Genomic DNA, 20,751 nt, shown 5'->3' on the forward strand with positions numbered 1-20,751 from the left:
AGCCCAGCCTAGTCGCCGCGCCGGTCCACCGGTCCGGTGCCGGCGCGGCTCGCGCCGCCCCCGTCGCCTAGCAGATCGACTCGAATGTTGGGCGTTGTCCACAGGGCGGCCGGCCGTCCACAGCGGACGCGCTGTCCGGGTCGGTCGGCGGCCGATGCGGGCATGCTGCGGACATGCGGAGAGCACTGCGGGCGGTGACGGTGTGGTGGACGGTCCTGCTGGTCCTCGGCCCGCCGGGCGCCGTCGTCGCGGCGACCCCCGGATCGGGGGCGGGCCGGGCGGGCGGCGTCTGGCCCGTCGCACCGCCGGCCGCCACAGCCACCCGTGCCGCGTCGCCCGCCCCGTCCGGCGGAGCGGTCGACCGCCGACCGCCCCCGAAAGTCGCGGCGCGGGCCAGCCTCGGTGCGGCGGCCGGTGCGCCGGCCTTCCGGTGGCCGCTCGACGGCACGCCCCGCCCGGTGCGGCGCTTCGACCCGCCGCCCCGACCGTGGCTGCCCGGTCATCGCGGGGTCGACCTGGCCGGCGCCGCGGGGGCGACCGTGCGCGCGGCCGGCGCCGGGACCGTGCTCTTCGCGGGCGTGGTCGCCGGCCGGCCGGTGGTCACCGTGGGGCACGCGGCGGGCCTGCGGACCACCTACGAGCCGGTCCGACCCGAGGTACGCCCCGGCGACCGGGTCCGGCCCGGCGCGCCGCTCGGCGTGCTGCTGGCCGGGCATCCCGGCTGTCCCAGCCCGGCCTGCCTGCACTGGGGGCTGCGGCGCGGCGCGGACTACCTCGATCCGCTGGCCCTGCTCGGGCTCGGACCGGTCCGGCTGCTCCCGGTGCGCGACCCGAGCGACCCGCTCACCGAGCGGACGGCGAGCGGCGCGCTGACCGAGCGGATGGCGAGCGGCACGCTCACCGAGCAGTCGGCGAGCGGCGCCCTCGCCGAGCGGGCCGCGAGGGCCGTCTGCCGGTGTGGTCGGCGTGGGCCGGGGTCAGGGTCGGGCGAGCAGCGGGGGCAGCCGGACCGCCAGCCGTTCGTACTCCTCGGCGGAGTTGTAGACCTGCGCGCAGAGCCGTAGCCAGCCCCGACCGCCCCAGGTCATCACCGCCACCTCGGCGGCGAGCCGCTCGGCGATCCGGCCGGCCAGAGCCCGCGCGGTGTCGATGGTGGTGGCCACGCCGGGCGGCAGCGGCACGATCCGCATGGCGACCGCCGGTCCACCCGGGTCGGGCAGGTCGGCCGGCGCCACTCCGAGGCCGTCCCCGACCACCCGTTGCCCGTACGCGGCCAGCGCCGCGTTGTGCGCCCGCACCCGGTCCAGGCCGAGGCTGCGCAGCGCGTAGAGCCCCGCCGGGGCGCTCAGCCAACCCGTGTAGTCGAGGGTGGCCTGCCACTCCACGTTGCCGGGGAAGCCGGCGCCCTGCTCCCAGGAGACCACCAGCGGCTCGATCCGCTCCCGCCACGGTGGGGCGACCACCAGCACGGCGGTGCCCCGCGGGGCGAACGCCCACTTGTGCAGGTTGCCCACCCAGAAGTCCGCGCCGACCGCGCCGACGTCGACCGGCAGCATGCCGGGCACGTGCGCCCCGTCCACCAGCACCGGCACGCCCCGCTCCCGGGCCACCTGCGCCACGGCCGCGACCGGGAAGAGTCGGGCGGTGGGCGAGGTGAGCTGGTCGACGACGAGCAGTCGGGTCCGCCCGGGCCGCAGACCGGTGCGGACGATCTCGACGACCTCCTCGTCGGTGGCGGTCAGCGGAACCCGCAGCGCACGGGTGCCCGCCCCGGTACGCCGGCACTCCCGCTCGATGCTGAAGCCGACCGCGCCGTACCCGTGATCGGTGGTGAGCACCTCGTCGCCGGCCCGCAGGCCGAGGGACTGCAGGACCACCGCGACGCCGGTGGTGGCGTTGCCGACCAGCGCCGTGCCGTCCGGATCGGCACCGAGGAAGGTGGCCAGGTGCCGCCGGGTGTGGCCGATCCGGTCGGCCAGCCCCTGGGTGAAGAAGCGCAGCGGGTTGGCCTCCATCTCGTCGCGCAACCGCTGCTGCGCCCGCTGCACGCTGACCGGCACCGCGCCGAACGCGCCGTGGTTGAGATAGCTGACCGCCGGGTCTAGCGAGAAGAGCAGTCGGGCCCCGGGAATCGGCTCGGGCGGCCGGGCGACGGTCACGTGGTGATCATATCCGTCGAGGGATCAACCGTCGTCGGTTCGGCGTCCCCCGGCGGCAGCCCGCGCCGGCGGCAGCGCGCGTCGGTGGCAGCGCGCGTCCGTGGCAGCGCGCGTCGGCGGCAGCCAGCGTCGGCGGCAGCGGGCGGTGTTGCCGGCGGTTCGACCCGTGCGGCGGCGCCGGTTGGCCGACTGCAGTCCGGGGTCGTTGACCGGCGGCGTGTCGAGGATCGAACGGGGCGCAGTCGGTGGGTCAGGCGCGCGGGTGGGCCTGCCGGTACGCGGCCCGCAACCGCTCGACCGAGACGTGCGTGTAGATCTGGGTGCTGCCGAGCGAGGAGTGGCCGAGCAGTTCCTGCACGGCGCGCAGGTCCGCGCCCCCCTCCAGCAGGTGCGTCGCCGCCGAGTGCCGCAGCCCGTGCGGACTGACCCGGGGCAGGCCGAGGGACTCGGCGTACCCGGCCACGATCCGGCGCGCCGTCGTCGGGTTCAGCCGCCCGCCGCGCGCGCCGAGCAGCAGCGCCTCTCCGGCGCCGGGAACCGCCAGGGCGGGCCGCCCGGAGCGCAGCCAGGCGTCGATCGCCCGCTGGGCCGGCACCCCGTACGGCACCGAGCGTTCCCGGCCACCCTTGCCGAGGACCCGGATCACCCGGCGACCGTGGTCCACGTCGGCGACGTCCAACCCGCACGCCTCGCTGACCCGTACCCCGGTGCCGTAGAGCAGTTCCAGCAGGACCCGGTCGCGCAGCCGCACCGGTTCGTCCTCGAGGCGGGCGGAGCCGGCGGCATCGTCCTGCCGGGCGGCCTCGGTGGCCGAGCCGTCCCGACGTCCGCCCGCGTCGGGCTCGGCCGCGTCGGGCCCCGTCGCTTCCGCGGGCCGGGTGGCGGAGGGACGCTGATCGGGTGCCTCGACGAGGGCGGCGGCCTGGTCGGCCCGGAGCACGGTGGGCAGGTCGCGGTGCGCCCGGGGGCTGGACAGCGGAGCCGCCACGTCGGCGGGGAGCACCCCCGCGCGGTGCGCCCAGGCGCTGAAGGTCCGCGCCGCCGCCGCCCGCCGGGCCAGTGACGTCCGGGCCGCGCCCACGGTGCGCTGCCGGGCCAGCCAGCTGCGCAGCACCGTCAGATCCAGCTCGGCGGGTGCGGAGCAGCCCATCCGTACCGCGTGGTCGAGCAGCGAGACGACATCGGTCGCGTACGCCCGCACGGTGTGCGCGGATCGGTTGCGCACCCGGGCCAGGTGGTCGGCGAAGTCGTCCACGGCCTCCCGCATGGCCGGTGGCAGCGCCTCGTGGGTGGCCCGGGTGGCCCGCGTGCCGCCCGTCATCGCCCCGCCCGTGCCGTCGACGGGCGGGCCGGAGCGGGGAGGCGTGGCAACGCATGACGTCCGCCTGGCATGGGCTCAGCGTAAGCGCGTGCCGGGCAGACGGCAGAACGCGGCGCATCGACACGACACGACGCTGCGCGAGCACGCCCACCGGCCCAGCCGTCCCATGGGCGTGGCGTGGACAAAGTAGACCTGACCTTGCGCGGCGGCACGCCGTCGGTGCTGGTCGGCGGTGGCGTGGACGGGGAGACTGGAGACAGGGACGGTGCCTGCCGTCGCCCGGTTGCCTCGGCGGGAACGCCGACGGGAGGAGGGGACCGCTCATGGGCCTGGACGTCGTCCTCTACCGGCTGGTCCGTGGCGGCCCGGGCCGTCGGCCGTCCTCGGTCGCGGCGCAGGTGGTGCCCGACCCCGACGACCTGCTGCTCGACCTGCTGAAGCGGGGGCGGGGCGGCGGACGCACCCCGACGCTGGACCGGGTCGACCCGCTCGGTGAGCTGGTCGTCGGGGCGGAGCGGGCACCTCAGCTCCTGGCCGAACTGGACTGCCTGGTCGAGGCCGCCCGCACTCCGGCCGAGACCGCGCAGGTGCGGCGGGTCGCGGTGCTGGTCCGCCGGTGCGTACGCGAGCGCGACCTGGAGATCCGGTTCGAGGGGGACTGAACCCGGTCACCGCCCGGCCCCTCGCCCCGGGCCGGCGGGGGCGCGCGCCGACGTGGCGGGCCGCGCCAGGGCGTACCCGCCGTCCCGGCGGAGCACCATCGCCAGCTCCTCCAGCAGGGACAGCTTCCGCATCGCCGTCCGTACGTCGACCCCGGCCCGCGCGGCGAGCGCGTCGAGCCCGACCACCCCGCGCCGGGGCAGCGACTCCAGCACCATGGTCGCCTCGTCGTCGAGCAGGTCGGCCGGGCGCTCCGGACCTCGTGCGGGCGGGGCCAGGTCCGTCCCGATCCGGCCGACCTCCTCCAGCACGTGCGGCACCCCGGTCACCAGCCGCGCGGCCGGCTGCTCCCGCAGCACCTCGTGCGCCCCGACCGACATCGCCGAGGTGACCGGGCCCGGCACCACCATCGCCCGCCGGTCCATCGCGATCGCCCGGTTCACCGTCTGCGTCGCTCCGCTGCGGGCCGCCGCCTCCACCAGCACCGTCCCGCGGGTGGCGGCGGCGATCACCCGGTTGCGGATCAGGAACCTCGGCCGTAGCGGGTCGGCGCCGGGCATCCACTCGCTCACCAGCAGCCCGGTCTCGGCGATCCGGTCGAACAGGGCGGCGTTGCCCATCGGGTACGGCCGGTCGACGCCGCAGGCCAGCACGGCCACGGTCAGCCCGCCGGCGGTCAACGCGCCGCGGTGCGCCGCCGCGTCGATGCCGAACGCCCCGCCGGAGACCACCGTCCAGTCCCGCTCGGCCAACCCGTACCCGATCTCGGTGGCGACGTGCAGGCCGTACCCGGTGGCGGCCCGCGCGCCGACCACGGCGACGGAGCGGTCCAGCGCCTCGCCGAGCGGCCAGCCGCCGCGTACCCAGAAGCAGAGCGGCGGGGCGGTCTCCAGGTCGACCCGCCGGCCCGCCCCGGGCAGCACCAGCCGGCTCAGGTCGTCGAGGCGGGCGGGCCACTCCTCGTCCTCCGGGGTGAGGATGCGGGCACCGACGCGCTCGGTGCGGGCGAGCGCGTCGGCGGCGGCGGCCCGGGCGTCCCCGGCGGCCGTGCGCGCCGACACCGCCGTGTGCAGGCTCGCCTCCGGCGCGCCCCCGTCGAGCAGCAGGTCCAGCGCCGCCACCGGGCCGAGCTGCTGGACCAGCCGGTGCACCGACCGGGTGCCCGGCTCGGTGAGCCAGGTCAACGCCACCCGGGCCAGCAGCCGCTCCTCGCTGGTGCTCATGCTCCCTCTCCCGTCCTGAGTTGGATGGCCTCCAACACGTCCTCGCGCTGCGGCCGGGCCCGCCCGTCGAGGTCCGCGATGGTCCAGGCCAGCCGGATGATCCGGTCGAAGCCACGGGCGGAGACGGCGCCCGAGTCCAGCCGGCCGCGCAGCTCGGCGGTGTCCCGGGCGGGCAGCCGCCAGGGCGGCCGTCGCAGGTACGGGCCGGGGATCTCGGCGTTGAGCCGGCGACCCACCGGAGCCCAGCGCACCGCCGCGGCCTGCCGGGCCGTGGCGACCCGGGCGGCCACGGTCGCCGAGGACTCGCTGGCCACGGCCACCTCCATCAGCTCCGCCGCCCGCACCGGCAGCAGCTTCACCTGCACGTCGATCCGGTCCAGCAACGGCCCGGAGAGCCGGCCCAGGTACCGCCGCCGGGCCAGCGGGCTGCACTCGCAGTACGCGTCGCCGGCCGGCTTCGCGCACGGGCACGGGTTGGCCGCCAGCACCAGTTGGCTGCGGGCCGGGTACTCGGTGCCGCCCCCGCTGCGGGCCAGCCGGATCCGGCCGTGTTCCAGCGGTTGCCGCAGCGCCTCCAGCGCGCCCTTGCTGAACTCGGGCGCCTCGTCGAGGAAGAGCACGCCGCGGTGGGCCAGCGAGACGGCCCCCGGCCGGGCGATTCCGGACCCGCCGCCGACCAGGGAGGGGATGGTCGCCGTGTGGTGCGGCGCCTGGAACGGCGGCCGGCGCAGCAGCCGGCCGCCCGGCGGGAGCAGGCCGGCGATCGAGTGCAGCGCGGTGACCTCCAGCGCGGCGGGGTCGTCCAGTTCCGGCAGGATCGACGGGAGCCGCTCGGCGAGCATGGTCTTGCCTGCGCCGGGCGGCCCCAGCAGGGCGAGGTGGTGCCCGCCCGCGGCGGCCACCTCCAGCGCCCGCCGGCCCAGCGCCTGCCCCGCCACCTCGGCCAGATCCGGGCCGTCGACCGGGGGCGGCGCCGGCGCGGCGGGCGGCTCGATCAACGGGCTGCCGTCGCGGACGAAGCAGGCCAGCCGGTGCAGCGTGTCGACGGCCCGGACCCGGATCCCGGGGATGACCGCCGCCTCGGCGGCGTTCTCCACCGGCACGATCACCCGGTCCCGTCCCGCCCGGGCCGCGGCCGCCACCATCGGCAGCACCCCGCGCACCGGCCGGACGGTCCCGTCCAGGCCCAGCTCGCCGAGGATCACCACGCCGTCCAGCGGTACCAGCGGCAGCTCGCCGGAGCCGCCCAACACCGCCGCCGCGATGGCCAGGTCGAAGGCGGAGCCGTACTTGGGCATCGTCGCGGGCAGCAGGTTGAGCGTGATCCGCCGGTTGGGCCAGCGCTGACCCGAGTTGACGATGGCGGCCCGTACCCGGTCGCGTGCCTCGTGCAGGGCGCTGTCGGGCAGCCCCGAGATGACCACCGCTGGCAGCCCGGCGGCCAGGTCGGCCTCCACCTCGACCAGGTGGCCGGTGACCCCGACCAGCCCCACGCTGAACACCTTCGCGTAGCTCACGCCACCACCCCCGGCGTACGCATCAGAACGCCCCCTTGAGGTGCTCGACGCGGGCCGCGCCGGCGGCCGGCAGCCGGACCGCCAGCACGTCGAAGCGCACCTCGTCGGCGTCGACCCCGCTCTCGGCCAGCCAGCGGGCGGCGAGCCCGCGCAACCGGCGGGCCTTGGCCGGCACGACCGCCTCGGCCGGGGTGCCGTAGTCGTCGGTGCTCCTGGTCTTCACCTCACAGAAGGCGAGCACCCGGCCGTCCCAGGCGATGATGTCGATCTCCCCGTCGGGGCAGCGCCAGTTGCGGGCGACCGGGCGCAGCCCGGCACCGATCAGGTGCCGGACGGCGCACCGCTCGCCGTACGCGCCGACCGCCTGGTTCCGCTTCGTCATGCCGGTCAGGGTGGTCCGGCCGGCGTTCGCGCCGGGGGCCGCGGCGGGGTGCCTGTGGACGACGAGCCGGCCTGTGGACGGGCGGACGATCATGGGTGTCCCGTGCTAGGGGCCCGCGGTCACGGCCGGCCGCCGTCGGCCGGGGGAGGGCTCCGCCGCCGAAGCGCCCGGACCTGTGCCGGGAGGGACGAATGGCGCCGCTGGGATGGGTCGCATACGGTGCCGGACGTGGACGCACGACGGAGCTATCCCGAAGATCAGGAGTCACGCTGGTACCCCGCCGGGCAGGAGCGCGGCTACGGCGAGCCGGACTGGCGTGGCGCGGGCGAGTCCCGCATCCGGGACGACGAGTACCCGACCCCCGAGCAGCGCGCGGCGGAGGAGGGCCGGTTCGGCGATCCGGGCGGCCCGGGACGGTACGACCAGACCGGGCGTTACGGCGCGGCGGACCCGCTGGGTGACTCGCGGGGCGACTCCGAGGGATACCGCCCGACCCGCTCACGCCGTGCCGACGACCCCGACGTCTCCGGCGAGCTGCCGGGCGACCGCCCCGGCCGGCGGGCGGCCCGGGAGAGCGCCGACCCCCTCACCACCACCGGCGCGGGTCCGCTGACCTCCGTAGACCGGCTCTCCACCACCGGCGCCGGGCCGCTGACCGGCGGTGTCGACCGACTCGGCGGTCCCGGGCCGGCCGGCGTGGAGGTGGGGGAGCGGCCGGATCCGGTGCGGTCCGTTCCGCTGGGCGGGTACCCGATCGTCGAGCCGACCCGCCCTGCCGAGCCGGCGCACCCGCTGGAGATGCCGACCGGCCCGATGCCCGCGGTCATGCCCCGCGTGGACGGCGCGGTGGGCCCCGAGGCGGCGTACCGTCCGCCCGGCGGGCCCTCCGACGGCGTCTACCGGACCCGGCGGCCGGCGCTGGCGGTGCTCCTCGTCGCGCTGGTGCTGGTCTTCGAGCTTCCCGCGCTGCGGGTGCTGCTGCACGGCCTGACCGGCGACCCGGTCTCGACGTCGCACGTCGTCGTCGGCACCTTCCTCGTCACCGGGCTGCCGATCTTCGCCGCCGGCCTGTACGGGCTGCGCACCGGTGGCCTGGCAATGGCCGACGGGGCGCGGGGCTGGCTGCGCCCGCCGACCGCCTACCTGACCGTCGGGCTGGTGCTCTTCCTCGCCGCCGCGCTCGCCGCCGGCTGACCCGGGCGGGACGCCGCGCGCCGACCCGGGCGGGACGCGGCGCGCCGACCCCGGGCGGGACGCCGCGCGCCAACCCGGGCGGGACGCGGCCTCGCGGGCCCGGGTCGGCGCGGCGCGGAGCAGGTGCCGGAGATCCGGTCGGCGTGCCGCGTCCGAATTCGCGACCGGAGCATCGGACCGGCGGGTTCGCGCACCCGCCAGCTCGGCGGCGCGACAGGCGCGTACACTGGTCGACTGGCGACCGCCTCGCGCGGTCGACCTCGCGCGCCCTCTCCACGGTTCGTCGTGGGGCGGCGGCCTCCCTGGTCCCGATCTTGGTCGGGTCCGTCATGGCCGACGACCGGGCGCCAGGCGTCCGGCCGCCGGCCGGACGGGACAACCAGGGACAATAGGAGTACCCACCATGGCCGTCGTGACCATGCGTCAGCTGCTGGAGAGCGGTGTCCACTTCGGGCACCAGACCCGGCGCTGGAACCCGAAGATGAAGCGCTTCATCTTCACCGAGCGCAACGGTATCTACATCATCGACCTGCGCCAGACCCTCGACTACATCGAGAAGGCCTACGAGTTCGTGCGCGGGACCGTCGCCGAGGGTGGCAGCATCCTCTTCGTCGGCACCAAGAAGCAGGCCCAGGAGGCCATCGCCGAGCAGGCGACCCGGGTCGGCCAGCCGTACGTCAACCACCGCTGGCTCGGTGGCATGCTGACCAACTTCCAGACGGTGTACAAGCGCCTTCAGCGGATGAAGGAGCTGGAGGCCCTGGGTGACCTGACCGGCACCGCCGCGGGTTACACCAAGAAGGAGACCCTGCAGCTCTTCCGCGAGAAGACCAAGCTCACCAAGACCCTCGGTGGTCTGCGGGACATGCAGAAGCTCCCGGCCGCGATCTGGGTGGTCGACACCAAGAAGGAGCACATCGCCGTCGACGAGGCCCGCAAGCTGGGCATCCCGGTGATCGCGGTGCTCGACACCAACTGCGACCCGGACGAGGTCGACTTCCCGATCCCGGGCAACGACGACGCGATCCGCTCGGCCGAGCTGCTGACCAGGGTCGTGGCCGCCGCCGTCGCCGACGGTCTGATCGCCCGCTCCGGCCGCCGCCGGGGCACCGACGAGAAGCCCGAGCCGGGCCAGGTCGGCGCCGACGAGCCGCTGGCCGAGTGGGAGCGCGAGCTGCTCGAGGAGCCGAAGAAGGCCGACGAGCAGCCGGCGCAGCAGGCTGAGCAGCCGGCCGAGAAGCCGGCCGAGCAGCCGGCGACCGCCGCCGCGGAGTGACCGCACCGCCGCTTCCCCACCGTCCGTTTTCACCGACGGTGGGGAGCGGCGGGTACGCCGGGCACATCCGGCCCGGATCCGGGTAACCGGCACCCAGACCATCCCACCCCGCAGTTCCGACATCGAAGAGAGAGCCATGTCCAACTTCACCGCCGCGGACGTCAAGAAGCTCCGCGACCTCACCGGCGCCGGCATGATGGACTGCAAGAAGGCGCTGACCGAGGCCGAGGGCGACTTCGACAAGGCCGTCGAGATCCTGCGTGTCAAGGGCGCCAAGGACGTGGGCAAGCGGGCCGGCCGTACCGCTGCCAACGGCCTGATCGCCCACTCCGGCAAGGCCCTGCTGGAGCTCAACTGCGAGACCGACTTCGTCGCCAAGAACGAGGCGTTCGTCGCCCTGGCCCAGCAGCTGGTCGAGCACGGCGAGCGCAGCGGCGTCAGCAACGCCGAGGAGCTGCTCGCCTCCGAGCTGGACGGCAAGACCGTCGCCGACCTGATCCAGGAGCAGTCCGCCAAGATCGGCGAGAAGCTGGTGCTCAACCGCTTCGCCAAGCTGGACGGCAACGTCGCGGTCTACCTGCACCGCAAGAGCCAGGACCTGCCGCCGGCCGTCGGCGTGCTGGTGGAGTACGCCGGCCAGACCGACGAGGCCGGTGACGCCGACGCGCGCGCCGCCGCCATGCAGATCGCCGCCATGCGGCCGAAGTACCTCACCCGGGACGAGGTTCCGGCCGAGGTCGTCGAGTCCGAGCGGCGCATCGCCGAGCAGACCGCCCGCGAGGAGAACAAGCCCGAGGCGGCGCTGCCGAAGATCGTCGAGGGTCGGGTCAACGCCTTCTTCAAGGACTACGTCCTCGTCGAGCAGGCGTCGGTGGCCGACAACAAGAAGACCGTGAAGCAGGTGCTGGCCGAGGCCGGCATCGAGGTGACCCGCTTCCTGCGGTTCGAGGTCGGCCAGGCCTGAGCCGCCGGATCGGGCGTGTGACGCGTCCGAGGGCAGGAAACGTCGACGAGGAGGCCGCCGGTGTACGTGACAGGCACCGCGGCCTCCTCGTCACATAGGGTCGGCAGCGGCAGTTGCGGGGTACATGGCGTGCAGGACGTGCGCGCGGGGAAGGGCGGGGCGGATGACGCAGGTTGTGAGTGACCGGAGCCTGGAAGCGGACGACCCGACGGCGCCGCCGCCCGGGCGCGCCCGCCGGGTGGTGCTGAAGCTCTCCGGCGAGGTCTTCGGCGGCGGGGCGATCGGCGTCGACCCGGACGTCGTACAGGCCATTGCCCGGCAGATCGCCACCGTGGTCCGCCGCGGCGTGCAGGTCTCCGTGGTGGTCGGCGGCGGTAACTTCTTCCGCGGCGCCGAGCTGCAGAAGCGCGGCATGGACCGGGCCCGGGCCGACTACATGGGCATGCTCGGCACCGTGATGAACTGCCTCGCCCTCCAGGACTTCCTGGAGAAGGAGGGCATCGAGACCCGCGTGCAGAGCGCGATCACGATGGCCCAGGTCGCCGAGCCGTACATCCCGCTGCGCGCCATCCGGCACCTGGAGAAGGGCCGCGTGGTCATCTTCGGCGCGGGCGCCGGCATGCCGTACTTCTCCACCGACACCGTCGCCGCCCAGCGCGCGCTGGAGATCCGCGCCGACGTGGTGCTGATGAGCAAGAACGGCGTGGACGGCGTCTACACCGCCGACCCCCGGATCGACCCCTCCGCCAGCAAGTTCGACTCGATCACCTTCTCGGAGGTGCTGCGCCGCAACCTGCGGGTGGCCGACGCCGCCGCGTTCAGCCTCTGCATGGAGAACGGCCTGCCGATGCTGGTCTTCGGCGCCCAGGGCGACGACACGATCATTCGCGCCGTCGGCGGCGACAAGATCGGTACCCTGATCACCGCCTGAACTCCCCCGGCCGACCGTCTCGGCGGTCCTCCGACGGACAGCAGCAGAGCCCACCACGAGTAACAGAAGGAGGCGAGGAGACCGGTGATCGACGACACCCTCCTCGAGGCCGAAGAGAAGATGGACCGTGCCATCGAGCACGCCAAGGAAGAGTTCGGCGCCATCCGCACCGGCCGCGCCAACGCCGCCATGTTCTCCAAGGTCGTCATCGACTACTACGGCACCCCCACCCCGCTGCCCCAGATGGCCTCCATCGGGGTTCCCGAGCCGCGCATGGTGATCATCAAGCCGTACGACAACTCGCAGATCAACGCCATGGAGAAGGCGATCCGCGACTCCGACCTCGGCGTGAACCCGAACAACGAGGGCAACCAGCTGCGCATCCTGCTCCCCCAGATGACCGAGGAGCGCCGCCGCGAGATGATCAAGGTGGCCCGGCACAAGGGTGAGGAGGCCAAGGTGGCCATCCGCAACATCCGCCGCAAGGGCAAGGAAGAGCTGGACCGGCTCGTCAAGGACGGCGAGGTCGGCGAGGACGAGGGCCGCCGCGCCGAGAAGGAGCTCGACGACCTGACCCAGCGGTACGTCGCCAGCGTCGACGATCTGGTCAAGCACAAGGAGACCGAGCTGCTCGAGGTGTAGCCGCCCGGACGGGACGCCCCGTCCGAAGGCCACCGAGGCCCGCCCCCCGGAACCCGGGGAGCGGGCCTCACCTCGTCCGGCGCGGGATCCGCACGCTCCGGGTCGTCCCGGTCAACGTCCTCCCCCGGTACGCGTCGTGCAACTCGAACCGCGACGGCCCGCCCGGCCGCCGGCGACCGTCCGGTGCCTGGTCGTACCGTCCCTGCGACCGGGTGCCGGTGGCCGGCTGGCCTCGTCCGCCGCCCCCGGCCGCCCCGTGCAGTAGGCTCGGCACGATTCCCGGCCACCGCGCGGTGAACGGCGGGAATCGGCCGGCCATCGGGCCGGTCAACCGGACGGAACAGTCACGCGTGTAGGGGATGGCCTTGGTCTTGCGGCATGTGGTGGAACTCGTACCGTCCCCGCTCGGTGCGTGATGTCCCACCCCGACCCCTACGGCGGCGCCGAGCCTCGCGGCTGGGACCGACCCGAACGCCCGCCCGCGCTGCCCTGGCCGGAGCGTGACGTCGAGCCCACCGGCCCGTGGAACCGGCAGTCCGGCGCCGACCTGTACGCCGGCCCGCAGGCTCGCCCCCGCTCGACCGCCCGCCGGTACGACGAGCCCGCCCTCGACCCGTACGACGGGCACGGCGACCCGTACGAGCGCCACGACGTCGACCGCTACGGGGCCTACGACGACGGGTACGACCGGCGCGGTCCCGGGCGCCCGCCGCGCGACGACGAGATGCCCACCTCCTCGCTCCCGCCGGTCCGCGACGACGACGTGCCGACCTCCCAGTTCCCCCCGGTGCGGGAGTCCGCCGAGCCGGAGCGCGACCCGCAGCGGCCCCCGGGCCGGCGGCAGCCCGGCCGGCGGCGGGCCAGCGCGGACCGACCGGCGACCGGGCAGCCGGCGCCCAGCCGGGCCGGCCGCAACCTGCCGGCCGCCATCGGCGTGGGCCTCGGGCTCGGCGCGCTGATCCTGGTCCCGCTCTTCTTCTACCTGCCGGCGTTCCTCGCCGTGGTGGCCGGCGCGATCGGCGTGGGCATCTGGGAGATGGCCCGGGCGGTACGCCGCAGCGGCGCCCACCCGCCGCTGGTGCCGCTGATCGCCGGCGGCGTGCTGATGATCGGGCTGGCCTGGTACGCCGGGCCGGACGCGCTCAGCCTGGGGCTGCTGGTCACCGTGCTGGGCACGATGATCTGGCGGCTCGGCGACGGCCCGGGCGGTTTCCAGCGGGACCTCACCGCGGCCACCCTGATCGCGGTCTACGTGCCGTTCCTCGGCGGCTTCGCGGCACTGCTCGCGGCGGCGCCCGACGACGGGCACCTGCGGGTGCTGGCGACCCTGGTCGCCGTGGTGCTCTCCGACACCGGCGGGTACGCGGCGGGGGTGTCCTTCGGCAAGCACCCGATGGCCCCCTCGATCAGCCCGAAGAAGTCCTGGGAGGGCTTCGCCGGTTCGGTCTCGGCGGCGGCGGTCGGCAGCGCCGTGCTGCTCTGGCTGCTCTTCGACCTGGCGCCGTGGTGGGGCGCGCTCTTCGGGGTCGCGGTCTCCGTCGCGGCGGTCCTCGGCGACCTCGGCGAGTCCATGATCAAGCGTGACCTGGGCGTGAAGGACATGAGCAACCTGCTGCCCGGGCACGGCGGCCTGATGGACCGGCTCGACTCGATCCTCTTCGCCGTTCCCACCGCGTACCTGCTGCTGGCGGTCTTCGTGCCGGTGGTGGGCTGAGGCATGAATCACGCCCGGGAAACCGTGTCGCCCGCCCGGTGGGGGTCGATTCGGCACCTCCGGACGGCTGTGTTCCCCGGTCGGCGTGTCAGACTGGACCGGCCATGACGAGCCTGCCTGTGATCCCCGTAGACCCCGACGCCCCCGGGCGCCGGCCCGCGATGCCGCCCCGCCACCTCGCCGACCTGGACCTGCCGGGCCGGCAGGCGCTGGTGACCGAGCTGGGCGAGCCGGCCTTCCGCGCCAAGCAGGTCTCCAACCACTACTTCGGCCGGCTGGTGCGCGACCCGGAGCTGATGACCGACCTGCCGGCGGCCACCCGGGAGCGGCTGGCCGGCGCGCTGCTGCCGACCCTGCTCAACCCGGTCCGCGAGCTGGCCTGCGACGACGGCGCCACCCGAAAGGCGCTCTGGCGGCTGCACGACGGCTCGCTGGTGGAGAGCGTGCTGATGGGCTACCCGGACCGGGTCACCGTCTGCATCTCCAGCCAGGCCGGCTGCGGCATGGCGTGCCCGTTCTGCGCCACCGGCCAGGCCGGGCTGACCCGCAACCTGTCCACGGCGGAGATCGTCGACCAGGCGGTCTACCTCGCCGGCGTCGCGGCCTCCGGCGCGGTAGCCGGGTCGCCGCCGCGGCTGTCGCACGTCGTCTTCATGGGCATGGGCGAGCCGTTGGCGAACTACAACCGGGTGGTGGCGGCGATCCGTCGGCTGGTCGCGCCGGCCCCCGAGGGCCTGGGCCTGTCGCAGCGGCACATCACCGTTTCCACGGTCGGCCTGGTTCCGGCCATCCGCCGACTGGCCAGCGAAGACCTCTCAGTGACCCTTGCGCTGTCGCTGCACGCGCCCGATGATGATCTGCGCGACGAACTCGTGCCGGTCAACCAGCGCTGGAAGGTAGCCGAGGTGCTGGACGCAGCGTGGGACTACGCGGCCCGGACGGGGCGCCGCGTGTCGATCGAGTACGCGATGATCAAGGACGTGAACGACCAGCCGTGGCGGGCGGACCTGCTCGGGCGGCTGTTGGCCGGCAAGCTGGCCCACGTGAACCTCATCCCGCTCAACCCGACACCCGGCAGCCGCTGGGACGCGAGCGCGAAGCCGGTCGAGCGCGAGTTCGTCCGGCGACTCCGCGAGGCCGGGGTGTCCACGACGGTGCGGGACACCCGGGGGCGCGAGATCGACGGCGCGTGCGGGCAGTTGGCTGCCACCGAGGACAGGGACACCGATGCGCCGCGCGGGCGTGACCGGGCGTAGCGACGAGACCAGGAGACATAGTGGCGAGTCAGGGTCAGCGTTTCCGGCGTAAGGCGCTCCGCCGGGGATACAAGGTCGACGAGGTGGACGCCTTCCTGGACCGGGTCGAGGCGACACTCGCCGGCCAGCCGGTCGGCGCGCCCGTGGCCTCCCAGGAGGTCCACGACGTCGTCTTCCGGGTCCGCTTCAACGGCTACGACGAGTGGCAGGTCGACCTGCACCTGGACCGGGTCGAGCGGCAGTTGGCCGAGCTGGAGGAGCGCGGCGGCCTCGGCGGTCGCGGCGCCGACCCGCGGGGCGCCGACCGCCTCGGCCCGCCGATGCGCGACGACCACCGCGGCCTCTCCCCGGTGCCGCAGCCGCTCCCGCCGCGTGCGATGCCGGCCCAGGCCGGCCCGCAGGGCTACGGCAACCGGTACGACGAGCCCACCGGCGCCTTCGCCGGCGGGTACGACGCCCCCCGGGGCGGCTACGACGCTCCGCGCGGCCCGGGTGGCCCCGGCCCGGGTGGCCCGATGGGTCCGGGTGGTCCCGGTGGCCAGGGCGGGCACGGCGGTCCGCCGCAGCGTGGCCTGCCCCCCGGTCCGGGTGGCTACGGCGCCCCGGAGGATCCCCGGTTCGACGGTTTCGAGGCGGGCCGGCACGGCCGCGCCGACATGACCGCCGAGATCCGGATGCCGGAGCGGGACCAGCGCGACATGCGCGGGCGCGGCCCGGCCGGCCCGCCCATGCAGCCGCCGGCGCTCGGTGGCCCGCCGATGGGCGGCCCGCCGCCGATGGCCGGTCCGCCGGTGGGCGGCCCGCCGATGGCCGGTCCGCCCGGCAGCGACCTCTACCGGGTCGACCAGATCCGGCGCAGCTTCCAGGTCCGTCGCTTCGGCAGCGGGTACGACCCGGACCAGGTGGACCGGTTCTTCGAGACGCTGCTCGGCGGCATGCAGGGCCGCAACCCGATGCCGGTGAACCCGAAGGACCTGGACACCCTGCGCTTCGGTCTGGTGCCGGGCGGCTACTTCGAGGCCGAGGTCGACGCCGCGCTCAAGGACGTGCAGGACATCCTCTTCGGCCGCTGACCGGCGCGGCGAGGACCGATGTGACGAAGGGCCCACCCCCGAGGGGGTGGGCCCTTCGTACGTGTCCGGTCCGGCGTGGCGGTCGGGTCAGGAGCGCAGGCCGTTGCGGCGCAGCACGGCGTCGCCGATGACGATCGCCAGCAGCAGCGCGGCCAGGCCGACCAGCCAGATGTCCTCGACCCTGCCCTCGTGGTTGCCGCACAGCATCGCCAGCAGCGCCAACGCGGAGAGCACCGCGCCGATCCGTCCGGACCTGCGGTGCCCGGGCTTGTGCTGATCTGGCGCGGTTACCGGCTCGCTTCCTGCCACTGTCGGTCCTTCCCTCGCGATCGGATCTCCGGTTAGTCTGGCACGCCCCGCGGCGGGCCCGGCGCAGGGTCCGGCCTGATGGGGGTACGGCGTCGCGGGTCGGCGACAACACTGCCTCCGGTAGCGTTCTGACGTACACCTTGATTGTCGTTTTGAGGGGGACTGCGGTGCGAGTGACCGGTACGGGACATGCCAGCATGCGGATCGACACGGCCGCGGGCAGCATCCTGTGCGACCCGTGGGTCAATCCCGCCTACTTCGCCTCGTGGTTCCCCTTCCCGGACAACTCCCAGCTCGACTGGGCGGCCCTGGGCGACGTCGACTACCTGTACGTCTCGCATCTGCACCGGGACCACTTCGACGCCGCCCACCTCAAGCGGTACGTCTCCAAGGACGCCACCGTGCTCCTGCCCGAGTTCCCCACCTCGGAGATGGAGGACGAGCTGCGGGCGCTCGGCTTCACGAAGTTCCTCAAGGCCCCGAACGAGCAGGTCGTGGAGCTCGACGGCGGCCTGAAGATCATGATTCAGGCGCTGACCAGCCCGACCGACGGCCCGATCGGCGACTCCTCGCTCTGGGTGGAGTACGACGGGGTCCGGCTGCTGAACCAGAACGACGCCCGCCCGACCGACCTGAGCGTCTTCGCCGAGCTGGGTCATGTGCACGCGCATCTGCTGCAGTTCTCCGGCGCGATCTGGTACCCGATGGTCTACGAGCTGCCGCAGGCGGCCAAGACGGCGTTCGGCAAGCAGAAGCGCGACCGGCAGTTCGACCGCACCTGGCGATACATCGACGACCTGAAGGCTGACCACGTCTTCCCGATCGCCGGCCCGCCGTGCTTCCTCGACGACGCGCTGTGGCAGTTCAACGACATCCACGGCGACGAGGGCAACATCTTCCCGGACCAGTCGGTCTTCCTCGCCGAGTACGCCAAGGTCGGCGGCACCAACGGCATCGTGCTGCTGCCGGGCAGCGTCGCCGAGGTGACCACGGAGGGCGCGAGCACCACCCACCCGGTGCCGGTGGAGGAGTTCTTCGCGAACAAGGTGGCCCACCTGGAGGAGATGCGGGAGCGCAAGCGCCCGATCATCGAGGCGGAGAAGGCGTCCTGGCGGCACCCCGAGGTGGACGTGCTCGGCGAGATGAAGCGCCGCATCGAGCCGCTGCTGGACGAGTCGATCTACCTGGCCAAGGGGGTCGGCGGCCCGGTCCGCTTCGACCTGGTCGGCTACGACGGCGAGAGCGTCGAGTCGATCGTGGTGGACTTCCCGGGCAAGGAGGTCCGGCCGTACGCCGACGAGAAGGTGCGCTACCGGTTCCGTACCGAGCGGGCGCTGATCGAGCACCTGCTGCACATCGGGGAGGTGGACTGGGTCAACTCCCTCTTCCTCTCGTGCCGCTTCTCGGCGGCCCGGATCGGCCAGTACAACGAGTTCGTCTACGCCTTCTTCAAGTGCCTCTCGGAGGAGCGTCTCCAGTACGCCGAGGGTTGGTACGACGAGCACGAGCGGGCCGTCGACGCCGAGGACATCACCATCGGCGACTGGGTGGTGCAGCGCCGCTGCCCGCACCTGAAGGCGGACCTGAGCCGGTTCGGCATCGTCGAGGGCGACCAGCTCACCTGCCAGCTGCACGGCTGGAAGTTCGACATGCCCAGCGGCCGCTGCCTGACCAGCGTCGGCCACAAGATCCGCGCGCACCGCGCCGACGAGCAGACCCCCGCGCCCGCCGGGGAGGCGCTCAGCTAGCGGTTTCCCCGCGCCCGCCGCCCCCGCCGGGTGACCATCAGGTCGGGAAGGGGGGCGGCGGCGTGGCCGACGGCGCGGGCAGGAGCGGATACCGGTTCAGGCGTGACCGGGAGATGACCCGGGACGCCTCCCGGGTGGAGACGTTCAGCGACGGCGTCTTCGCGGTCGTGCTGACGGTGATGGCCGTCGAACTGCTCCAGTACGGGCCGGCCAGGGCCGGCGGGAGGGAGCTTCCCGACGCCCTCGCCCACGCCTGGCCGACCTACCTGGCGTACGTGATCACCTTCGGGATCGCCGGTCAGATCTGGCTCGGCCATCACAACATGTGGCGGTACGTGGTCCGGGTCGACCAGCTGCTGCTGGTGTTCAACCTGCTCGTGCTGCTCTTCGTGGCCGCCATCCCGTTCACCGCCGACCTGCTGTCGGACAACCTGCGCGGCAGCGCGACCGAGCAGCGGCTGACCGCCGGCCTCTACCTCGGCACCGTGCTCGGCGAGTCGCTCTTCTTCAACCTGAGCTGGTGGTGGGCTCGACGGCGGCGGCTGCTCCACCCCGACCTGGACCCCCAGCTGGCCCGGGCGGTCTCGCGGCGATTGCTGGTGCGCCCCCTGCTCTATCTGATCGCCTTCGCCTTCGTCTTCGTCGACCCGATCCTCAGCCTCGTCCTCTACCTGCTGCTCGTCGGCCTCTCCCTCATCCGCCGCCCCGGCGATCTGCCCCCCGCCGAGGCCGGCGGTGAGGTCAGCGACCGAGGTCGCTGAGGATGCGACGGGCGGCGTTGTAGCCGGCGGCCCCGATCACGCTGCCCGCCGGGTGGCAGCCGGCGCTGCCCGCGTAGACGCCGTCGACGCCGGTCGCGTACGGCATGCGGTCGGTGAACGAGACGGTGTTGTCGACGTGGTGGATGTGCCCGCCGGTGATGCCGAAGTGCGCCTCGATGCCGGGCGGGGACAGCGGCACCGCGTCGGCGATCAGGTCGCCGGCGCCGGGGGCGTACCGCTCGCAGATGGCGATCAGCTTCTCGACGTACCCGGGCATGGCCTCGTCCCAGGTGGTGCCGGCCAACTCGTAGGGGACCGACTGCACGAACAGGGCCGAGGAGTGGTGGCCGGCCTCGTCGGAGAGCGACGGGTCGACGGTGGTGTGCAGGTACCACTCGATGGTCGGCTCCTCGGGCAGCCGCCCGGCCTGCACGTCCGCCCACATCGCGCGCAGCGCGGCCATCGGCGCCTCGCCGCCCCCGCCGACCAGCGAGGCCGAGCCGGGGAGCAGGTGGATGGTGGAGCCGAACGGGCTCGGCGCCCCCGCCGGCAGGCAGGCGAAGCGGGGCAGCCCGGTCAGCGCCAGGTTCAGCTTCAGGGTGGTGCCGGGGCGGCGGACCGCCGTCATCCGCTCGTGCAGCGGCGCCGGGAGCGCGCCGTCGGGCAGCAGGTCCATCAGCCGGTACGGGTCGCAGGCGCCGAGCACCACCGGGGCGGCGACGTGCCGGCCGTCGGCGAGCGTCACCCCGCTGGCCGCGCCGCCGTCCAGGGTCACCCCGGTCACCGGTGTACCCGTGCGGATGGTGGCCCCGGCGGCGCGGGCGGCCTCGGCGAAGGTCCGCGAGACGGTGCCCATGCCGCCCCGGGCGATCATCCAGGTGCCGTCCGCGCCGGGCAGCCGGCACATGTTGTGCACCAGGAAGTTGTGTCCGGTACCGGGGTCGTCCGGGCCGGCGTTGAGGCCGGAGAGGCCGTCGGTGACCGCGTACATGCTGACCAGCAGTTCGGAGCGGAAGTCGAAGCGGGCCAGGTGGTCGGCGACCGAGCCGCGGACCAGGTCGACGAAGGCCTGTCGCAGCGCCGGGCGGACGTACCGCTCGGCGGTCTCCTCCACCGGCAGCGGCTCGGCCAGCCAGGCCGGCGCCAGGTCCTCGCGCAGCTGGGCCAGTTCGGCCTGCAACGCGTCGTCGGCCGCCGCGTCGGCGGGGGAGAAGAACTCGGCGAGCTGCTTGCGGGTCGCCGCGGTGTCGCTGCCGAAGAGCAGGTACGGCGAGCCGATGCCGCCCGGCGTGGGCAGGAAGTAGTGCGGGTCGCGGCGCAGCACCGGGATCCGCACGTCGAGCGTGGCGAGCAGCTCCGGCGGCATCAGCCCCAGCAGGTACGACCCGGTGGAGTGGCGCAGCCCGGGGACCTTGGGGAACGGGTTCTCGGTGCGGGTGGCCCCGCCGATCTCCTCCGCCGCCTCCAGCACCAGCACATCCAGCCCGGCGCGGGCCAGCAGGACGGCCGAGACCAGCCCGTTGTGCCCGGATCCGACGATCACGACGTCGGCGCGGGCCGGCAGCTCACTCGCTTCGCTCATGCCCGGGCAGCCTAGTGCGGCGCGGCCCGCGGCGGGAGG

The 20,751-nt window shown here is 74.4% G+C and carries 17 protein-coding genes and 3 pseudogenes; 12 read left to right on the forward strand and 8 right to left on the reverse strand.

The genetic code is table 11. The annotated features are described in order from the left end of the window. The first annotated feature begins 173 nt into the window (after nucleotides 1-173). The gene (locus tag V6U89_RS30140) at nucleotides 174-1,064 is read left to right on the forward strand and encodes a murein hydrolase activator EnvC family protein (RefSeq protein WP_442933846.1); all 891 of its coding nucleotides are present in this window, start codon (nucleotides 174-176) and stop codon (nucleotides 1,062-1,064) included. On the opposite strand, the gene V6U89_RS01980 is transcribed toward V6U89_RS30140, so the two are convergent. The 3 genes and pseudogenes from V6U89_RS01980 to V6U89_RS30150 all read right to left on the reverse strand — a co-directional run. Then, the gene (locus tag V6U89_RS01980; protein WP_334568829.1) at nucleotides 978-2,159 is read right to left on the reverse strand and encodes an aminotransferase class V-fold PLP-dependent enzyme; all 1,182 of its coding nucleotides are present in this window, start codon (nucleotides 2,157-2,159) and stop codon (nucleotides 978-980) included. The genes V6U89_RS30140 and V6U89_RS01980 overlap by 87 nt on opposite strands. Before the next feature lie 250 nt (nucleotides 2,160-2,409). Beyond that, nucleotides 2,410-2,913, reverse strand: a pseudogene (locus V6U89_RS30145) (tyrosine-type recombinase/integrase); the annotation flags it as partial. A gap of 134 nt (nucleotides 2,914-3,047) precedes the next feature. Beyond that, nucleotides 3,048-3,480, reverse strand: a pseudogene (locus V6U89_RS30150) (site-specific integrase); the annotation flags it as partial. 323 nt (nucleotides 3,481-3,803) lie between these two features. Between V6U89_RS30150 and V6U89_RS01990 the strand changes: the two are divergent. Beyond that, nucleotides 3,804-4,142, forward strand: coding sequence for a hypothetical protein (locus V6U89_RS01990; protein ID WP_334568832.1), 339 nt, complete (start codon nucleotides 3,804-3,806; stop codon nucleotides 4,140-4,142). Between the two features lie 6 nt (nucleotides 4,143-4,148). On the opposite strand, the gene V6U89_RS01995 is transcribed toward V6U89_RS01990, so the two are convergent. Genes V6U89_RS01995 through V6U89_RS02005 form a run of 3 tightly spaced genes read right to left on the reverse strand, consistent with a single transcriptional unit; the run spans nucleotide 4,149 to nucleotide 7,262 of the window. Next, entirely contained in the window at nucleotides 4,149-5,363 is a 1,215-nt protein-coding gene (locus V6U89_RS01995) for a DNA-processing protein DprA (RefSeq protein WP_334568833.1), read from the reverse strand. Next, complete coding sequence (locus V6U89_RS02000; protein WP_334568835.1) at nucleotides 5,360-6,880, reverse strand: YifB family Mg chelatase-like AAA ATPase; 1,521 nt, start codon at nucleotides 6,878-6,880, stop codon at nucleotides 5,360-5,362. The genes V6U89_RS01995 and V6U89_RS02000 overlap by 4 nt, the downstream gene beginning before the upstream one ends. A gap of 22 nt (nucleotides 6,881-6,902) precedes the next feature. Further along, nucleotides 6,903-7,262 (reverse strand): YraN family protein, encoded by a 360-nt coding sequence (locus V6U89_RS02005; RefSeq protein ID WP_334568836.1) that lies wholly within the window; start codon nucleotides 7,260-7,262, stop codon nucleotides 6,903-6,905. A gap of 191 nt (nucleotides 7,263-7,453) precedes the next feature. Here V6U89_RS02005 and V6U89_RS02010 point away from each other — a divergent pair. From V6U89_RS02010 to V6U89_RS02045, 8 genes and pseudogenes are all read left to right on the forward strand, one after another. Continuing rightward, nucleotides 7,454-8,456, forward strand: a pseudogene (locus tag V6U89_RS02010) (hypothetical protein). A 403-nt stretch (nucleotides 8,457-8,859) separates the two neighbouring features. Then, nucleotides 8,860-9,732 carry a 30S ribosomal protein S2 gene (gene rpsB, locus V6U89_RS02015; protein WP_334568837.1) on the forward strand — a complete coding sequence of 291 codons (873 nt, stop codon included), beginning with the start codon at nucleotides 8,860-8,862 and terminating at the stop codon, nucleotides 9,730-9,732. A gap of 136 nt (nucleotides 9,733-9,868) precedes the next feature. Then, on the forward strand, nucleotides 9,869-10,696 hold the full coding sequence (gene tsf / locus V6U89_RS02020; RefSeq protein WP_334568838.1) for a translation elongation factor Ts: 828 nt from the start codon (nucleotides 9,869-9,871) through the stop codon (nucleotides 10,694-10,696). Between the two features lie 163 nt (nucleotides 10,697-10,859). Beyond that, nucleotides 10,860-11,627 (forward strand): UMP kinase, encoded by a 768-nt coding sequence (gene pyrH / locus V6U89_RS02025; protein ID WP_334568839.1) that lies wholly within the window; start codon nucleotides 10,860-10,862, stop codon nucleotides 11,625-11,627. A gap of 84 nt (nucleotides 11,628-11,711) precedes the next feature. After that, on the forward strand, nucleotides 11,712-12,269 hold the full coding sequence (gene frr, locus V6U89_RS02030) for a ribosome recycling factor (RefSeq protein ID WP_334568840.1): 558 nt from the start codon (nucleotides 11,712-11,714) through the stop codon (nucleotides 12,267-12,269). Between the two features lie 415 nt (nucleotides 12,270-12,684). After that, nucleotides 12,685-13,983, forward strand: coding sequence for a phosphatidate cytidylyltransferase (locus tag V6U89_RS02035; protein WP_334568841.1), 1,299 nt, complete (start codon nucleotides 12,685-12,687; stop codon nucleotides 13,981-13,983). Nucleotides 13,984-14,087: 104 nt separating this feature from the next. Continuing rightward, nucleotides 14,088-15,239 (forward strand): 23S rRNA (adenine(2503)-C(2))-methyltransferase RlmN, encoded by a 1,152-nt coding sequence (gene rlmN / locus V6U89_RS02040; protein ID WP_334568842.1) that lies wholly within the window; start codon nucleotides 14,088-14,090, stop codon nucleotides 15,237-15,239. A gap of 20 nt (nucleotides 15,240-15,259) precedes the next feature. Further along, nucleotides 15,260-16,312 (forward strand): DivIVA domain-containing protein, encoded by a 1,053-nt coding sequence (locus V6U89_RS02045; RefSeq protein ID WP_334568843.1) that lies wholly within the window; start codon nucleotides 15,260-15,262, stop codon nucleotides 16,310-16,312. Nucleotides 16,313-16,399: 87 nt separating this feature from the next. Here the strand turns inward: V6U89_RS02045 and V6U89_RS02050 are convergent, their stop codons facing one another. After that, nucleotides 16,400-16,621, reverse strand: coding sequence for a DUF2631 domain-containing protein (locus V6U89_RS02050; protein ID WP_334568844.1), 222 nt, complete (start codon nucleotides 16,619-16,621; stop codon nucleotides 16,400-16,402). A 167-nt stretch (nucleotides 16,622-16,788) separates the two neighbouring features. Between V6U89_RS02050 and V6U89_RS02055 the strand changes: the two genes are divergently transcribed. Continuing rightward, the gene (locus V6U89_RS02055) at nucleotides 16,789-18,369 is read left to right on the forward strand and encodes a Rieske 2Fe-2S domain-containing protein (protein ID WP_334568845.1); all 1,581 of its coding nucleotides are present in this window, start codon (nucleotides 16,789-16,791) and stop codon (nucleotides 18,367-18,369) included. 113 nt (nucleotides 18,370-18,482) lie between these two features. Beyond that, nucleotides 18,483-19,130, forward strand: a complete 648-nt coding sequence (locus tag V6U89_RS02060) for a TMEM175 family protein (protein WP_334568846.1) — start codon at nucleotides 18,483-18,485, stop codon at nucleotides 19,128-19,130. On the opposite strand, the gene V6U89_RS02065 is transcribed toward V6U89_RS02060, so the two are convergent. Continuing rightward, on the reverse strand, nucleotides 19,111-20,712 hold the full coding sequence (locus tag V6U89_RS02065; protein WP_334568847.1) for a phytoene desaturase family protein: 1,602 nt from the start codon (nucleotides 20,710-20,712) through the stop codon (nucleotides 19,111-19,113). The two genes, V6U89_RS02060 and V6U89_RS02065, sit on opposite strands and share 20 nt — an antisense overlap. Nucleotides 20,713-20,751: the final 39 nt, after the last annotated feature.

Source organism: Micromonospora sp. CPCC 206171 (assembly GCF_036906755.1).
In the GTDB taxonomy this organism is placed as follows: domain Bacteria; phylum Actinomycetota; class Actinomycetes; order Mycobacteriales; family Micromonosporaceae; genus Micromonospora; species Micromonospora purpureochromogenes.

Bases quoted from the DNA above. Each gene is read 5' to 3' on its own strand.
- tsf (WP_334568838.1), top strand. From the start codon at position 9,869: ATGTCCAACTTCACCGCCGCGGACGTCAAGAAGCTCCGCGACCTCACC.
- V6U89_RS02035 (WP_334568841.1), top strand. From the start codon at position 12,685: ATGTCCCACCCCGACCCCTACGGCGGCGCCGAGCCTCGCGGCTGGGAC.
- V6U89_RS01990 (WP_334568832.1), top strand. From the start codon at position 3,804: ATGGGCCTGGACGTCGTCCTCTACCGGCTGGTCCGTGGCGGCCCGGGC.
- rlmN (WP_334568842.1), top strand. From the start codon at position 14,088: ATGACGAGCCTGCCTGTGATCCCCGTAGACCCCGACGCCCCCGGGCGC.
- V6U89_RS02060 (WP_334568846.1), top strand. From the start codon at position 18,483: ATGACCCGGGACGCCTCCCGGGTGGAGACGTTCAGCGACGGCGTCTTC.
- V6U89_RS02065 (WP_334568847.1), bottom strand. From the start codon at position 20,712: ATGAGCGAAGCGAGTGAGCTGCCGGCCCGCGCCGACGTCGTGATCGTC.
- V6U89_RS01995 (WP_334568833.1), bottom strand. From the start codon at position 5,363: ATGAGCACCAGCGAGGAGCGGCTGCTGGCCCGGGTGGCGTTGACCTGG.
- rpsB (WP_334568837.1), top strand. From the start codon at position 8,860: ATGGCCGTCGTGACCATGCGTCAGCTGCTGGAGAGCGGTGTCCACTTC.
- pyrH (WP_334568839.1), top strand. From the start codon at position 10,860: ATGACGCAGGTTGTGAGTGACCGGAGCCTGGAAGCGGACGACCCGACG.
- V6U89_RS30140 (WP_442933846.1), top strand. From the start codon at position 174: ATGCGGAGAGCACTGCGGGCGGTGACGGTGTGGTGGACGGTCCTGCTG.
- V6U89_RS02005 (WP_334568836.1), bottom strand. From the start codon at position 7,262: ATGACGAAGCGGAACCAGGCGGTCGGCGCGTACGGCGAGCGGTGCGCC.